This is a genomic window from Candidatus Aegiribacteria sp., from assembly GCA_021108435.1.
Lineage (GTDB): Bacteria > Fermentibacterota > Fermentibacteria > Fermentibacterales > JCC-6 > Aegiribacteria.
The window spans coordinates 1-16,690 of record JAIOQY010000189.1; the positions used below are offsets into that span (position 1 = coordinate 1).

Sequence of the window (16,690 nt, forward strand, 5' to 3'; positions counted from 1 at the left end):
TTAAACAAAGAATATTATGCCTTTATACATTCATGTAATTACCGCTTCATACAAATTATTGGATAAGGAGAATAATATTATGCTAAATCAAGCACGTTCCATTTCCTTCATCATTTTTTTACTACTTACTCTGACTTCCGTATCCCTCGGCCAGCCGGACACTCTCTGGACCAGGTACTACGACAGGGGTGTATGGGAATCTCCGAACAGTATTGTCTCCACACAGGACGGCGGAGTAGTCATCGGCGGTAGTATAGGGAATAGTTATTCCGAAAGGACTTTCTGGCTTTTCAAGGCGGATTCACTGGGCAACATGCTCTGGGAACACACATACCAGCCAAACATTTCCATCTTCAATAGGGCCAGTATCGAGGATGTCCTACTCCTTGAGGACGGCCGCCTCCTTCTTTCAGGTTATGCCTACCCGGATGATGAAACAGACATCAGGATAATAATGACAGACGATTCAGGCATAGCGCTGTGGGAGAAACTGATCGGAATTCCCGTTCAGGGGGAGTTTGTTTACGGCTCCGATCACACACTGGACGGTGGATTCATCTTCGCAGGAGGCCAGGGCTATTGGTTAGATAATGTGGTACTTCTGCTGAAGACAGATTCCCTTGGCAACGTTGAATGGGAATCCACTTATGACATCAACCAGGATGATTTCGCTCGTTCGGTACACCAGACCTCGGACGGCGGATTCATCGTTGGAGCATCGACGATGTTTCCAGATTACAACTACGTCTGCTGCGTACTGAAAACGGATTCTGCCGGAGAGCTGGAATGGCAGTCGGTATTCGACTTCGGCTTCGGCTTGTCGTTTGTACGGGACATACATGAGACCGCAGACGGCGGATTCATAGGAATCACCGGAGAGATGAGCACTGACGATACGGTAGTATTCAAGCTGGATGCCATTGGTAACATGCTCTGGGACTCGCGACTGGATATTGGGCAGACCGTGGAATTCCTGGAGACATCTGATGGAGGTCACATACATACGGGGTGGACCTTTAACCGACATAACAATGAAATATTTCTTATGAAGACGGACAGTTTTGGGAATGTAATATGGGACATGCTCATTGACAATTGGGAATATGTCAATGTCGCTGTTTTTGATATTTGTTCCACGTTCGATGGTGGGTATTTCGTTTCCAGCCTTGTGCAAATGAAACCCGCAACCGGTGACACCTGGCTGCTTCGATTCGGCCCGTGCACCTACATTGAAGGCGAGGTATTGCCGGAGGGTGATGCTTTATCCTGCAGCTGCCTTCCAAATCCCTTTACATCATTGGTTACGGTACGTTACAACCTCCAGGATCTTTCGAATGTGAATATCTCCGTCTACGACCTTTCAGGACATATCGTAGACTCGTGGGAGATTTCCCAGCAATCCCGTGGTGAACACAGCTTCGCATGGATACCTGATAATACGCTATCCACAGGCTGTTACACGGTTGTGGTGGAGGCCTGCGGCTTGCGGACCACGGAACTCTGCATCAGGATCAGGTAACCATTGTGTTCCTGATTGGATACGCGATTCGGGGAATTGCAGTTACTTTCATGCCATGATAACTGGAAACTGATGCATCTGTAGTAGTACAAAAGTCATTATCCCGCCGGGGGAAGGCAATTGTAAACTGCCGCATTTCGAGCACTTCAGTGTATCCATGTTTCAGACTGTTTCAGGAGATCAGCCTACATCTGTCTTCTGAAGATTTAGATTAACTGGCGGTCATAGTCTGTAATCGTCCAGATAAACATAATAACCATCCGTCACTCGCCTCCGGGTAAACGGTGAATGAAACGATGAAGGATTCAATGAACCGATCTTGTCAGCGGACTCCGGGATAACTTATGTTCTTCCGGCTGATTCAATCGATTGGGAACGATGGGAGGGGATTCACCGATGAATAAAACGGGTAAATGGACTTTCTGGAACAGAGAATTCGATTCCCCTATTCTTCTTGCATCCGGTACTGCGGGATTTGGACTCGAGCTGATGGAACAGGGTTTTCTTGATGGAGCGGCTGCAGTCATATCCAAGGCGACAACTCTGAAGCCACGTGAAGGGAACCAGCCGCCAAGAATAGTCGAGACAAGATTCGGCCTGCTCAATTCAATAGGGCTTGCGAATCCCGGTGTCGATGAAGTATTGGAGATACTCCTCCCAAAGGCAGCAGGCCTGCCATGCCCTTTGATAGTAAATGTAGCCGGTGAAACTGTTGAGGAATTCCCGGCAGTCATAGAAAAATTGGAGCAGTCTACGGTTCCCTTCGGATATGAAGTAAATGTATCTTGCCCCAATGTTGCTGCCGGAGGTGTCGCTTTCGGAGCTTCACCTGAGATTGTCGAGAGGATTTCATCCCTTGTAAAAAGCGTTTCTTCCAGACCCTTCAGTGTAAAACTTACTCCAAACGAGGGCAGCATTACAGATTCAGCAATGGCTGCAGAAGCAGGAGGAGCAGACGCCGTGACGGTCTGTAATACATTTCTCGGCATGAAGATAGACTGGCAGACAGGAAAAGCTCTTTTGAAACGGAAGGTTGGCGGTTACTCGTCACCCGCATTGCTTCCATTGACGGTGGCTAGGGTATTTATAACCAGAGAAGCGATTGGAATACCGGTTCTTGCGTCTGGCGGTGTCAGCTGTGCCGGGGATATACTTGAACTGCTTGCAGCCGGAGCTGCCATGGTTCAGGTTGGAACATGGCTCATGAGAAGACCAAACGCGGCATATGAACTCATGAAAGATATCATTCGGCTTATGGAAGGTGATTCTGACTGAAACTGATAGTTTCGCTTATCCTGATTTCTCTTCTTCTGTCAGGTTGTGGATTGATATCCACTCCGGTCTACCGTTCGGGGGGTATTTCAGCTTCAGGGGCAGTAGCAGGATTCCGTGCTCGTGGTGTTGCCTCCTACTACGGTTCGGGATTTCATGGCAACCTGACCGCGAATGGTGAAACATTCGATATGAATGCCATGACATGTGCTCATCTTACGCTTCCTTTCGACACAGTACTTCGAGTAACCAATCTGGATAATAATCGGCAGGTAACAGTCAGGGTGAACGACAGAGGTCCGTATGTTGGCGGACGAGTAATAGACCTTTCAAAAGCAGCTGCTGAAGAGCTTGGAATGCTCGAATCGGGCATTGCGAATGTTCTTCTTAACGTGATAAATTAAGGCGTGAACCTGTATACAACTTCACTTGCCCAGAGTGAAGGCCATCTTGCTGGAAGTCCAAACACTTTAATCTTGCCTCTGAGTCCTAGAACCTGAGGTCTTTTGAATCCCAGCCAGTCTGACCAATCGAGGAAGTCCTTAACTGTCCAGTATCGGACATGCTCCCTGGGGTCGGAAATGTAAGTAAGTGGAAATCTCCCGAATAGCAATCTGAAGCGATGTGCGATATATCCAAGATTTGGGGTTGATACATAGAAGCCTTTTCTGTATTTACCTTTCAGCTTCTTCATCAATATTTCCGTATTAATGACATGTTCAGCAACCTCGAACAATATGATATGATCGTAAACTGAATCCAATTCTGTATTTTCATCAGACAGATCGATATTCAGAGTGTTGAATCCTTTTGAGGATACAAATTCAAGGGCCGTATCTGAAATATCCAATCCTGATCCTTCTATTTTCCGGGTTTCCAGGAGGTATTCAAGAGTCTCACCTGTCCCGCATCCAACATCAAGAATGGAATCTCCGCTGCTGATAAAATCCTTAATACCTTCAGCCCTTCTTCGAGCAGGTTCAGTATAGATATCATCGGATATTCTGTTTTCCCAGTACTTATCGTAGGTTGGATCAAATGATTCGCACTTAGCAGGAAGGGGTATTCTTCCGAACACCTCCTGAATGATCCCTCTCCCTCTGTCTCCGGGCTTCTTCGCTTCGGCCATTTTACTCCTCGTGTGTTATTTTATTGATAATGTCAATACGATATAAATCATTAATTTTGTTACTTTGGTTAATCCTCCCGTTTGCATCAGTATTAGCTTGAAGGAACGAGATTATGATATCTGTATCAATGCTATCAGCGATTGTGTTAAAATTTCTCCTTATCACTTGAACACTGCTTTTTTGATGATATTTCCAATAAAAATATAAACGATTTGGATTAACGCTGTCTACTGGATTTATTGCAGAAGATATAGGCGCTTTCTCCTGGAAATTCTGGCGATCCCTATTGGTAGTCACAATACCCTGTTCGCCTGCAGACCAAGGTCAGATACGCTTCATATTTGGCAGTGATGATTACGGAACGAGAGAAGGTTTGTAAGCTGCATCTTATGATAAGTGCCGCAAGTGACGTCCGGCCCCATGCTGTTATATTTATGAATCATTAAATTTAGGTGGTTGTAAATGAGTGAAACAAGGTTGTACATCGCTGTAACCAGCAGGGAGATGGAGGACAGAAAAGTTTTCCTGGAGAAGCTGAAAGGGCTTCAAGTAGGTATAAAAGTAGGGCTTGAACTGTTTGTTAAAGAGGGGCCCCCGCTTGTGCGGGAGATATCTGAATCCGGATTCCCGCTGTTTCTGGATCTGAAATTCCATGACATTCCCTTTACAGTGGCCGGAGCGGTCAGATCAGCATGCAGATTGAAACCTGAACTTATCAATATCCATGCTTCCGGAGGAGCTGTAATGATGAAAGCTGCTGCAGAGGCAGCTGAAGGGAATACCAGGATTCTTGCAGTAACAGTGCTTACGAGTCTGTCCGGTGATGACCTGTCATTTCTCGGATTTAACGGATCTCCGATGGAACTGGTAACGAAAATGGCTGTCTCTGCGAAAGATGCTGGTCTGGCAGGTGTCGTCTGTTCTCCGGTAGAGGCGGCTGCAGTACGAGAGGTCGCCGGACCTGATTTCCTGATAGTAACACCGGGAATAAGACCCTCAGGGGCACCTTCGAATGATCAAAAAAGAGTAGCAACTCCCACTGACGCGATTCTGGCAGGCGCAACTTCGCTGGTTGTCGGAAGACCGGTAACGAAGGCAGATAACCCGCGAAAGGCGGCAAGATCCATTCTGGATGAGATTGCTCAGGCTCTGGATAAGCGGTAATTGTTGAAGCGCCTCTTCAGTTTGAGGTTTGCTGCCTTAACAGCTTTTTTCTCTGTTACGGTGCTTCTATTTATCATCTTTGGGATTGATGCAGTATCTGCCCGGATTACCTTAAAAGCACTTAGAGAACTTGACGAAGCCGCCTCATTCGGAAGTGTTAGAATTGCTCCGGAGATACTCATTCTTGATGAAGTTGTCCTTCTTGGCAGAGGTTTGACGATTAATAAACTTATTGTCTATTGGAGCGGTACTCCGTTATCTCCGGAAATCGACAGTCTGCTCGCGGCTGGTGGAACCTGGAGATTGCCTGAGCGAGATACTGATGCGATAATGCAGCCTGAGACTAGCGAATGCCCACCTGGTCAATTTAATCATATTGAAATCATTCATGAAGATGAAACAGCTGTTGTATCCGGAGTATTTTCCGGAAAGGCTCCCGGAGATTCGATAGCATTTCTGCTTGACAGTGATTGGGGCAGGGGGACCGGTAGTATTCTGTTAGGTCTCGAATACGACAGCCTTCATGTGAAACGGTTTCAGTTCAAACGAATACCTGGGGTACTGTTTGCTCTGCCTGAAATGCTTCAGGGTTTTGAACTGGAGGGTAACCTGACCGCGACCTTGAATAATACACTGTCCGCCAGCGGGGTTATCACTGAAGTTAATGGTGATCCAGCCAAAATATTGTTTTCAATGAATAACGCCTGCGGTAAATCTTTTGTTAGTCTGTCAACTGATATCTCGACTCTGAGAGAATTTCTGATTTCTCAGGCTGAATCACTATTTGGTGATATCTACATTGATTTTACTCCTTCCGGTACTGTTCTTCTTGAATTCGTGGAGAGTGATACAATCGGAGTCGCAGTTGATGCCCGACTTGATTCCGTAAGGATTTATTCAACCGTTCTTTCGGATGACACCGTCAATACAATTGCGGGATTACGATTCCAGAGTACCGTATGTATGAGTTCATGGGAAGTAAATATAGACTCCGGTTCAGTAATATTCGGGAGTGTTCCAGTCTATTTTGACATTACCGGCAGCTTTGAGCAGCACCCGAGGTTTGAGATGAGGTTGTGGAGTGAGGGTATTTCCGGCGAAGATCTGATTGAATCCATCCCGGACGAATTACTTGGCAGACTCAGCGGGCTCAGGCTTGGCGGGGATGTATCGTTCGACATAATGTTCATTCTTGACTGGGAGATTCCGGACAATTCTGATTTTCATGCTTCAGTCGATGTTTCCGGTTTAAGAGTACTGGGCAGTCCTGTCGGGATAGGTCATCTCAGGCAGGGAGGATCATGCCTGATGCGTGACAGCTGGGGTAGAATAAGAAATATACATCTTGATACTCTCGAGAATCCTTGCTTTGTGCCTTTTGATTCGCTGCATCCTTCTCTGGAAGGTCTCCTCAAATGTGCGGACACAATGGTTTTTGTCTTTATCATATCAGAAATTCGATAAGAGCGAATGTGGAAAGAGGCAGATTCGTTAGAGGGGGTTCAACGATTTCCATGCAGCTTGCTCGTAATCTATTTCTGGAAAGAGAAAAGACTTATGCCAGGAAATTGCAGGAAGTCTTTCTGACATGGAGACTCGAAACTTATCTGTCGAAGAACAGAATACTTGAAATATATGCGAACATCGTTGAACTTGGACCGGACGTTTTTGGGTTTCAGGACGCCGCAAGGCATTACTTCAGTGCCGATTTGAAGGAGCTTTCCACAAGACAGGTGGCATTTCTTGTGTCCATCCTTCCAGGTCCGGCTCTGTATCATAGATTTCATGTGAACAACAATGTGCCTGATTACTGGGAAGCTTATCTGGACAGACTGATAAACATATCGGAGAACCGGGGCTGGATACATACTGATTCGGCTGTTCATGCGATCGCGGATTCAATAGTTTTCATTCCATGTCCGGAGGCTCTCTAACGTTGACAATCAGCACGCTTATGAGTATACGCTTGAACAATACTATAACTCGATAACAGGGGGTTGATATGGCCGTAAAAAAAGCTGTCGAATTAAGACACGAAGGCAAAACATATCGAGCTGACAACAGAGAGACATTTTTCAAATGGGCAAAGGAACACAGGATTTCCAGGGATGACAGCTACAGGGTTGCAGGTGCTGAAAAATGGATACCCGTTACTGCGAACAGTGACCTTGAGAAGCTGCTGGATCCTGATAACTGGTGGAAGATAAAAATGGGGAGTAATACGTACATCGCTCCTGACTGGGATATCATCGTAAAATGGGCAAAGGAGGGGCGTCTTTCCACTGAGGTTCAGATTGAAGGACCAAAGACTCCTCCAGGCGGTATTCTGGGTAAGGCATCTCCTGAACTCGCCCCACACTTACGAGAGCTGCTTCCTGAAGAACCGGAAGAAGCTCAGGTCCGCCTCCGGTTTGATGGGAGGACATTCCTTCCGGGAAATATCGATACTCTCAGAAGATGGATCAGGGAATCCCGGATTCCTGTAGAAGCAGAAGTATCACTTCCCGGTGAAGATTGGCAGCCTCTCCTTGAGTGCGGATATTGTGAGAAAAAACTCTGGCCTGATGCTGCAGTGGAATCAGCTGAAAGTGACATTCCTGCTGTTACAGAAAAAGAGTTTGAACCACCAGAATCAGGATTGGTTCCTGAATCTTCATCGGACGCGGAGACCGATGAGTCAGGAGAACTACTTTCGTCCGAAAGTACCGAGAATCAGGATAATACTTTTGAGATTTTAGAAGAAACTGATAAGGATGAAGAGATTCCATACAGGATTCGAACGACCTATGGTGAGGATTACGTTTTTGAAGAACCGAGTGATGTCCTGTCACTTCTGAAGCGGAAACGGATACACAGTTTTGATGAAATACAACATCCGGGGCTACCTGGCGGAACCATGTCCGTCAGCGACTTTATCGAAGTCTATCATCTGGAAGACAGATCTCTCCTTCTATTCCTGATTCTTGCCATTGTATTTGGCGCAGCTGGAGCGGCGGCTCTTATTTTTCAGAGGCAGGACGCTCAATGGATGATGATTGGCGGAATTGCTGCTCTTGTCATTGCCTTCATAATGCTTGTGCGGGTTATCTGGAAGAAATAGCATGCAGATCATAGATTTAATCTCTGCCACAAGAGACGGCAGAGAAGTAACGCGGCAGGATCTTTACGACTTTACCTCTTCTGTTGCTTCAGGGGAAATTCCCGATTATCAGGTTTCCGCATGGTTAATGGCTGCATATCTGAAAGGTCTTTCCACGGCTGAAACCATATCTCTCACCCTTGCAATGAGGGATAGTGGAAAAGTTCTTCAATGGGAAGATGGTCTCCCGCTTGCCGATAAACACAGCACAGGAGGAGTCGGTGACAAGATTTCTCTTGTCCTTGCGCCTCTTGCTGCAGCCGCAGGTTTGAGGATACCCATGATAAGCGGAAGAAGCCTGGGTCATACAGGCGGAACGCTTGACAAACTTGAGTCAATTCCCGGAATGAATGTTAATATTCAAATAGGTCGGTTCATGAAACTGGTAGAGGAGAACGGAGTAGCAATGACAGGTCAATCGGAAGACCTGGCTCCAGCAGATAGAAGACTTTACGCTTTGAGAGATGCAACCGCTACAGTTACATCTATTCCACTTATATGCGCCAGTATACTCAGCAAAAAACTTGCTGAGAATACGGACATTCTGGTCTTTGATATCAAGATTGGAAATGGAGCCTTCATGAAAACCGAGGAGCAGGGAACAGAACTTGCACTGGCTCTTATAGATATCGCGAAGGAGGCTGGTGTACGAGTCGAAGCATTTCTCACAGGAATGGACTTACCGCTCGGTTTGAAAACCGGTAATGCTCTGGAGGTTCAGGAAGCTCTTGAAGTTCTCAGAGGAGAGGGACCTCAGGATATTCGTGAATTATCAATTCGTCTTGTCGCTTCCATGCTTCTCCAGGCGAATCCGGAAAAATATTCTGAATTAGCGGATGCTGTTGAATACTGCGGGAGAATTCTTGACAATGGAAATGCATTTGCCAGATTTATTCTCATGGTTGAAGCACAGGGGGGAGATATCAGTGCTTTTGAATTGCTTCCGGAAGCTCCGGTAATATTTGAGATTGCTGCCGGACGATCAGGTTTCTGGAATGGTGTCGATGCTCTGGTGCTGGGTGAGGTTGTGCGCGGTCTTGGTGGCGGCAGATACAGTATTGATCAGAAGATTAATCCGAGTGTTGGGTGGGAACAGATCATTCCAGGCGGAATTGATATCAGGAATGGAGAGGCTATCGGATTAATTCACGCTGAAGATCAGGAATCCGCATATGATGCATCCATTTCTATAATCGAAGCATTTATCTGGGATCAGCCAGTTCAACCCCTTATCAGGAAAGTGATATGAATATACTGCCGAATCTGGACCTGAATACTCTGCCAAAGATACTTAATGAAGCTGGAATTCTATCCGAAAACGGACTGAAACGTTTTGCCAGATACGATGATGTTACTGATGAGAATACACTTAAAATCCTCGTTGAGCGGGGTCTTGTTCCTGAAGAATCACTTTATACTTTCCTGGCAGGAATGCTCGGATTGCCATATAAGGTTCTCGATCCGCTTGAGCTTGATTATCAGGTAGTAACCGAACTTCTTCCGGGAGCATATGCTCAGAAGCATCATCTTGTTGTTTTCGGAGAATACGACAACGTATTAATGGTTGCGACAAGCAATCTGACAAATCCAAGACCTCTTGAAGATCTTGTTCATCAGCTTGGCCGCGATATTGAACTCCACGTTGGAAGACCATCCGAAATAGCAAGAGTGATTCGGCAGTTTTACGGATTGCACGGTTCGATAACAGCCGCTGTCAAAGAGATGGATTCAAAAGACGGTATTGATCTCGGCAATCTCGAAAGATACGTTTCCAGTGAGACTTCAAAGAAAGTGGAGCCGACTGACAGCCCGATTGTTAACGCTGTCAATCATCTTCTTCACTATGCTTTCGAGGAACGCGCCAGCGATATACATCTTGAACCGCACAGAGAGGGTACAGTAGTCAGACTCCGGATTGACGGAGTTCTGCACGACATCTACAAAATCCCGAAGAAACTGCATCTGCCAATTCTTTCCAGAATTAAAATGATTGCCGGACTGAATATCGCCGATAAAAGAAGACCTCAGGACGGCAGAATCAGAACCCATTTCGAGGGGAAACCGGTTGAAATAAGAGCATCAACAGTTCCTGTGGCTTTCGGTGAGAAAGTAGTACTGAGAATCCTCGATCCGGCAATGCTGATGCAGGATCTATCGCTTCTTGGCTTCACGGAGACCGATCTGGTCAGATATAGAAAATCCATTGAAAGACCAAACGGACTGATTCTTGTTACCGGACCTACGGGAAGTGGAAAAACAACTACTCTTTATTCCTCACTGATAACACTTGCCACAAAAGAGAAGAACATAACTACAATAGAGGATCCAATTGAATTCGTTACAAACGAGTTCAATCAGATTTCAGTTCAACCTGCAATTGATCTGACTTTTTCTACTGCTTTGAAATACATTCTCAGGCAGGATCCTGACATTATCATGGTCGGGGAAATACGCGACAAAGAAACAGTCCAGAGCGCAATCCGCTGTGCGCTTACCGGTCACCTGGTTCTAAGCACTCTCCATACAAATGATTCGATTTCAGCTGCCATCAGGCTGATTGATATGGGTGTAGAACCGTATCTTCTTTCAACAACACTTGTCGCGGTAATTGCTCAAAGGCTTGTTCGGAAAATTTGTGATAAATGCTCTGAGGAATACACACCTTCAAAGCTGACAAGGGAATCAATTGGTCTGGAGAGTGGTACTAATCTAAAACGAGGCAAAGGCTGCCGGAATTGTCGCGGTACCGGATACCATGGACGCCTGGCTGTATTCGAAGTACTCGAGATGACTGAAGAAATACGGTCGGCAATAGCAGGAATGGCAACGATAGATGATATCAAAAGAATCGCAGTTAACCAGGGAATGTCCACACTTCATGAAAACGTTCTTTCCCAGGTCCGACTTGGTATTACTACACCGGAAGAGATGTTGAAGATTACATTGGGGGTTGAATGAAAGCGTTTGCTATTTTAATTCTGATTTCAACTGGTCTTCTCATTTCCTGTGGTGAAGAACCGGTTCATGAAGACACTGTCCCTGTTGAAAACACAATCGGACATGTATCTGATTCCATAATAGTGTTACCGGATGCTCCCATGGAAGTGGCGCTGAAATTCACAAACATGCTTGGAATGAATGATCCATCGTGTTTTGAACTTCTTTCAGAGGGTTTTTCTGATTCTCTCCCCTTTGACAGCCTGTCTCCCCAGCAGATTTTCGGGAGATGGAGGGCTTTTGACGCTGGTGGCCGCCTTACTTCAATTCAGGAGAGTCCCGGTGAAATACGGACATCTTACTATTGTACTATAAGAAGAATGGAAAAACCGGCGATAAATCGGATTGATTTCCTTCTGACCGATGACAGATGGTTAATCGATGGTTTTGGTATTGAGCTGCCTCCGGAGAAGGAAGATTCATTAACAATTGAGCAGCTAGCCGATCTTGTGCTTCAGTATCCGGAAGTACGCACCGAACTCCGGGTTGTCAGAATGTTATATGATGATTGTCTGATAGATTCCATTCAGAGCTATACATCGCTGAATGCTGCTGTTCAGTCCGGAACCGATTTCCAGGATTTCATACTGGACCTTCAGCCGGAAAGCTATGCGCTTTTAGTCTTAAGTAATATCAGAAGAGCAGGGAAGATGCAGATTATCAAGGATAGAGCTGAAACTCGGTTCATTGATATCCCCGCTGATCTCTCGATACTTGTAAACATCTGGAGAGAGATGTCTTACATCTCAAAGTTCGTTCTGAGAACTCGTCATGAATCGCTTCAGGATTTCTATTCAACAGGAGTCTGGATTGAACCGGATATAGAGCAGGAAGTTGAGCGGCTGGCTGGTTTCCGGGATTTCTTCCTTTCGGTCAGTAACATCGTCGAAGCCCGTGACTCACTCTCCCGAACCTATCGGGTTGTGCTTACATCGGGAATAAATGAACCGCTGGCACAGGTTATTATTGATCTGGACCCTCATCAGCGGGAACAGAAATTGGAAAACGAAGTAGGTCTATCAATATGGAGAGCTCTTGCCGTTGAAATGAACGGTGATAATGATCCGGAGCGAGTAATCTACTGGGCCGGGAACCTGTTCCTTTTCCAGGGCATACCATCCGGTTATCGACTTGTCTGGAGAACATACGAGAACTATGAAAGTGATTATCATCCCGAATTTGTGTCTCAGCCTTCAGGCAGGTATGGGTGCCGCGAGATAACCTTTACGGGCAATGACGGCAGATACACCTATTTCCTCAGTTACAATGATTCCGGGGAGCCCCTTTTCAGAAGAATGAGTTCCTTTGATGATACTATCGATCTGGAGGAATGAAAAAGGAATGAATAAGAAACTGATAGCTGTTCTCTACTGGCTATCTCTGGCTGTTATTATTGGTATTTTCTTCAGTACCGGATTTGCGCTCCGGGTTTATGGAGATTGCAGCTCCGCCTTTGGCGATGCTCGAGGTAATCTTCTTGTCGCCGGACTCAGGGGGCATGAGCCTGCCGCTGCAACTCAGATATACGACAGTAGAAATGATCTTATGGCTACCGCGTGTGTTGAGAACAGGTACCCGGTTTTACTGGAAGAAGTTTCACCCTGGGTGATAAACGGTTTCATCGCCACTGAAGACAGATCATTTTACGAGCATAGCGGTATCAGCCTCAGAGGAATTATCAGAGCCGCCTGGGTTAATACCACAACCGGTTCTCGCCAGGGCGCGAGTACAATTACACAGCAGCTTTCAAGAGGGCTGTTTCTTGTTCCTGATCAGACGATACAGAGAAAGATCCAGGAAGCGTTCATCGCAATGGAGATTGAACGACAATTTGAAAAGAACGAGATCCTGGAAATGTACCTCAATCAGATCTATTTCGGATCCGGGGCTTATGGAATAGAAGCCGCCGCGAGAACCTATTTTGGTGGGACTACATCGGCTGAACTGTCACTTGCACAGTCCGCCATGCTGGTGCGGATGGTCAAGAATCCCAGTGGATTCAATCCACTTCGAAATCCAGACAGGTGTCTTCATCAGAGAAATATTGCCCTGCGAGTCATGGCCAGCGAAGGATACATAACCTCGGATCAGGCGGAAGATGCCATTTCAACTTCTTTAACCGTTAATATCCATCGCCCTGAAGTGGAACAGGAATGGTCTTATTTCTCCGAGTATATCAGAAAATATCTCGTTAACCGATACGGATGGTCTGCTGTCTACGAACAGGGGCTCCGAGTTCATACAACACTCGATCCTGACATGCAGATACTTGCTGAACAGGCTCTTGACAGCGTTCTGACCTCAATGGAGCCGGTATGGGATTCTGCCTCAGGAGAGTTCATGAATACTGGAGAACGTCTCAGGTTCGAAAGCTCATATGCTCACTGGCAGGCTGTACAGGATTCTACTTCGGGAGCTCCTGATTATATCCAGGGAGCAATTGTCGCTGTTGATCCACAAACAGGATTTGTGAAGGCGATGGTTGGCGGGAGAGATTTCCGTGACAGTGAATTCAACCGTGCAGTCCAGGCCCGCCGTCAGCCTGGCAGCGCTTTCAAACCGTTCGTTTACGCTGAAGCCATCGAGCAGGGATGGTCTCCGGGAAGCACTATTCTTGACCAGCCTGTTGTTGTTGAATTGTCCCCGGGATCCTGGCGACCCAGGAATTATGACCATACTTTTCATGGTATGGTTACGCTTCGAACAGCGCTTGCCCGGTCTTTTAATGTTTCCGCTGTTCGTCTTGGAATGGCCGTGGGAGTAGAGGCTGTCGCAGCAAGAGCAAGAGCGATGGGAATCGTTTCAAGAATTCCAGTTGTGAATTCACTGCCTCTTGGCAGCTGCATGGTTAATCCACTGGAAATGGCACAGGCATACATTCCCTTTGCCACCGGAGGAATCGCAAGGGATGCTGTAGCTATACTCAGAGTTGAAGACAGATATGGTAATGTCCTTGAAGATAACGAGACGCCTTCAGCAGGCAGAAGAGTACTGTCTGAAACAGGCGCATACCTGATCAGTTCAATTCTGCGGTCTGTACTTCGTGAGGGAACCGGAACAGGAAGCAGGTGGTACTGGGGAGGACCTTATTCGGGTAGACAGGCCGGCGGGAAAACCGGAACTACCAGTGATTACGCTGATGCATGGTTTGTGGGATTTACACCTGATCTTGTCACGAGCGTGTGGGTGGGATACGATAACCATATTGTGAGGATGAGGCTGCAGAATAACAGAGGGCAATCCGGAAGGGACCCGTTTCATGAAGAATGTTTTCAGAGATAATCCGGTTGACGGAACGCTGTCTTTTCCCGGTCCTTCGGAGAACACTGTCGAAACGGCTGTGATATGCACAATTACAGGTAAGCTGGCCTTGGAATACTGCGGAGAAAATACCAGAGAGGAAGAGTTCTGGAAGGGAACAGCACCACAGTATTACTGCACTCTTCACGATATCTCAGGCGGAGCATTTCTCCCTGATACGACTCTGCCGGATTTCACTGAATACGATATGAATTACACAGATCATGGAGAAAACTAATGCCCCCAGTATGGTTTACAATTATAGCGTTTCTAATTCTGATAGTTCTATTCCTGGCCTGGCGTCTTATCAGATCAGGTACCTGGAAGCAGATCCAGCTTCGGAAAGCAGCCAAACTTGCCGCAAGTGGAAAAACAGACGAAATGATCAGATATCTAAATCGAAATATGAACAGTAAACGTGTTTCCGATCCTCTGACTAACGCTCTGATCTATTTTCATATACGATCGGGGAATTATGATGATGCGGAAGCTACCATAACCTGCGCGATGGAAAAAGGTGATAAAAGCGGAATGGCCCTGGCTCAGCTCGGATATGTCGCCGGCGGCAGGAAAGAACTCGACAGGGCTGAAGAGTTTTACAGAAGCGCTATTGAGCGGGATGAATCACTTAAGCCGACAATGTATATTAACATCGCAGGAATGCTGATTGAATCAGACTCTCGGCTGGACGAAGCGGAGGACCTTCTGAAACAGGCTCTTGAACTTCGGGAAGGTCCAAGCAGAAGCGGAATTCACGTAAACCTTGCCATGCTTTATCTCAAGAAGAAGCAGCCAGTTGATGCGCGAGTCCAGGCCATGACAGCATTCGAACTCATTCCATCAGGCAGCGTTCTTCTGAATACCAGCAAAGCTAACGCACTGGCAATTGCTTCAAGAGCATGCACAATGCAGGGTGAGAAGGTTGAAGCTTCACAGTTGGCATCCAAGGCTCTTAAACTTATCAATGACATCCCCGGAACTGAGAAACTTGTGGAAGAATTGAACCACCTTGTTTCGGATAAGGCTCCCGGCACCGGGGTAATCTGATCTGAAAAAAACTGTCTGGTCACTGATCCTTGCTATAGCGGTGTATACCGCGATAGTACTCTTATCTGATGTCAGCAGGGTTATAGATGCAGTATCCAGGATCTCCTTCTACTGGATACCGCTTATTCTTTCCCTGTCGCTGGTTAATTACACACTGAGATTCTTCAAATGGCAATACTTCCTTAAAAGAGTGGATGTTCATATCCCGCGTCTGGAAAGCATGTCTGTATTTGTTGCGGGTTTCTCCATGACAGTATCTCCCGGCAAGCTTGGTGAACTGCTGAAATGCTACCTTCTGAAAGAGCGAAAGGACATTCCAGTTTCAAGAACTTCACCGGTTGTGGTTGCTGAACGTGTTACCGACCTGATAAGCATGATACTAATCGCAATAATCGGGCTTTTTCTCGTTGAACATAAAGGAGCGATGATTGCCATAGGTGCCGGAATTGTGTTTGTGCTTTCGATAATGATATTCCTTCTCTGGAAGAGCGCATTCAGTTTTCTCACAAACCTGCTATGCAGAATTAAGCCTGTTAGCAGACACCGCGATAGCTTTGAGAGATTTCATGAGAACTGCACAGCGCTTCTCGACCTTAGAAGCCTGATGATATCTGTTCCGCTTGGGATCCTTTCATGGGGTGCTGAAGCAATGGTGCTCTGTCTTGTTTCAATGTCACTGGGTATTGAACCGGGGCTTTCAGTGGGACTTGCCCTGCTGGCTCACTCAGCTGGTACTATCGCCGGCGCGGTGTCGATGATTCCAGGTGGACTTGGTCTGACCGAAATAACCATTGGCGCGATTCTTATCAGCGCGATGCCGGAAGTTGATGCTGCCGTAACCACCATTATCATGCGGTTCGCCACCCTCTGGTTTGCCGTACTGCTTGGCGCAATCGTCCTCAGTGCCACCCACCGTTAAACACGACATTTTAGACTGATTAATTTCTCCTCAGCGGATGCTGACCGGTAAGAACAAGCCAGAGCAGAGCGTATGCCCATGAGATTTTTTTCCAGCCTTTAAGGTGTTTTATATTCAAAAGAGTTGGCTTCTTCTGTCCGGTCTTCAGTTTTTCAACAATATTTTCTCTACCACTGTCATCTCTGTTTAACACTTCAATCACT

General features: G+C 46.5%; 16 protein-coding genes. 14 read left to right on the top strand and 2 right to left on the bottom strand.

The window, feature by feature from the left end:
- Positions 1-79: 79 nt before the first annotated feature.
- The 3 genes from K8R76_11250 (at position 80) to K8R76_11260 (ending at position 3,195) form a co-directional block, all read left to right on the top strand.
- Positions 80-1,519, top strand: coding sequence for a T9SS type A sorting domain-containing protein (locus tag K8R76_11250; GenBank protein MCD4848749.1), 1,440 nt, complete (start codon positions 80-82; stop codon positions 1,517-1,519).
- Between the two features lie 396 nt (positions 1,520-1,915).
- A complete protein-coding gene (locus tag K8R76_11255) occupies positions 1,916-2,794 on the top strand; it encodes a dihydroorotate dehydrogenase (GenBank protein ID MCD4848750.1) in 879 nt (292 codons plus the stop codon).
- Complete coding sequence (locus tag K8R76_11260) at positions 2,791-3,195, top strand: septal ring lytic transglycosylase RlpA family protein (GenBank protein ID MCD4848751.1); 405 nt, start codon at positions 2,791-2,793, stop codon at positions 3,193-3,195. The genes K8R76_11255 and K8R76_11260 overlap by 4 nt, the downstream gene beginning before the upstream one ends.
- Here the strand turns inward: K8R76_11260 and K8R76_11265 are convergent.
- Entirely contained in the window at positions 3,192-3,920 is a 729-nt protein-coding gene (locus tag K8R76_11265) for a methionine biosynthesis protein MetW (GenBank protein ID MCD4848752.1), read from the bottom strand. The genes K8R76_11260 and K8R76_11265 overlap by 4 nt on opposite strands.
- 463 nt (positions 3,921-4,383) lie before the next feature.
- Between K8R76_11265 and pyrF the strand changes: the two genes are divergently transcribed.
- From pyrF to K8R76_11320, 11 genes are all read left to right on the top strand, one after another.
- Positions 4,384-5,085 carry an orotidine-5'-phosphate decarboxylase gene (gene pyrF, locus K8R76_11270; protein MCD4848753.1) on the top strand — a complete coding sequence of 234 codons (702 nt, stop codon included), beginning with the start codon at positions 4,384-4,386 and terminating at the stop codon, positions 5,083-5,085.
- A 3-nt stretch (positions 5,086-5,088) separates the two neighbouring features.
- Positions 5,089-6,549 carry a hypothetical protein gene (locus tag K8R76_11275; GenBank protein ID MCD4848754.1) on the top strand — a complete coding sequence of 487 codons (1,461 nt, stop codon included), beginning with the start codon at positions 5,089-5,091 and terminating at the stop codon, positions 6,547-6,549.
- A complete protein-coding gene (locus tag K8R76_11280; GenBank protein MCD4848755.1) occupies positions 6,501-7,019 on the top strand; it encodes a transglycosylase domain-containing protein in 519 nt (172 codons plus the stop codon). The genes K8R76_11275 and K8R76_11280 overlap by 49 nt, the downstream gene beginning before the upstream one ends.
- A gap of 68 nt (positions 7,020-7,087) precedes the next feature.
- Entirely contained in the window at positions 7,088-8,185 is a 1,098-nt protein-coding gene (locus K8R76_11285; GenBank protein MCD4848756.1) for a hypothetical protein, read from the top strand.
- 1 nt (position 8,186) lies between these two features.
- Complete coding sequence (locus K8R76_11290; GenBank protein MCD4848757.1) at positions 8,187-9,473, top strand: thymidine phosphorylase; 1,287 nt, start codon at positions 8,187-8,189, stop codon at positions 9,471-9,473.
- Positions 9,470-11,182 carry a GspE/PulE family protein gene (locus tag K8R76_11295; protein MCD4848758.1) on the top strand — a complete coding sequence of 571 codons (1,713 nt, stop codon included), beginning with the start codon at positions 9,470-9,472 and terminating at the stop codon, positions 11,180-11,182. Before K8R76_11290 ends, K8R76_11295 begins: the two co-directional genes overlap by 4 nt.
- The gene (locus tag K8R76_11300; GenBank protein MCD4848759.1) at positions 11,179-12,555 is read left to right on the top strand and encodes a hypothetical protein; all 1,377 of its coding nucleotides are present in this window, start codon (positions 11,179-11,181) and stop codon (positions 12,553-12,555) included. Before K8R76_11295 ends, K8R76_11300 begins: the two co-directional genes overlap by 4 nt.
- Before the next feature lie 7 nt (positions 12,556-12,562).
- A complete protein-coding gene (locus K8R76_11305; GenBank protein MCD4848760.1) occupies positions 12,563-14,503 on the top strand; it encodes a PBP1A family penicillin-binding protein in 1,941 nt (646 codons plus the stop codon).
- Complete coding sequence (locus K8R76_11310; GenBank protein ID MCD4848761.1) at positions 14,481-14,759, top strand: hypothetical protein; 279 nt, start codon at positions 14,481-14,483, stop codon at positions 14,757-14,759. Before K8R76_11305 ends, K8R76_11310 begins: the two co-directional genes overlap by 23 nt.
- The gene (locus tag K8R76_11315; protein ID MCD4848762.1) at positions 14,759-15,568 is read left to right on the top strand and encodes a hypothetical protein; all 810 of its coding nucleotides are present in this window, start codon (positions 14,759-14,761) and stop codon (positions 15,566-15,568) included. Before K8R76_11310 ends, K8R76_11315 begins: the two co-directional genes overlap by 1 nt.
- Before the next feature lie 40 nt (positions 15,569-15,608).
- Positions 15,609-16,487: a flippase-like domain-containing protein gene (locus tag K8R76_11320; GenBank protein MCD4848763.1), complete on the top strand. Its 879-nt coding sequence runs from the start codon at positions 15,609-15,611 to the stop codon at positions 16,485-16,487.
- Positions 16,488-16,506: 19 nt separating this feature from the next.
- Here K8R76_11320 and K8R76_11325 read toward each other — a convergent pair.
- A partial coding sequence (locus K8R76_11325) for a hypothetical protein (protein ID MCD4848764.1) occupies positions 16,507-16,690 on the bottom strand: 184 nt, incomplete at its 5' end.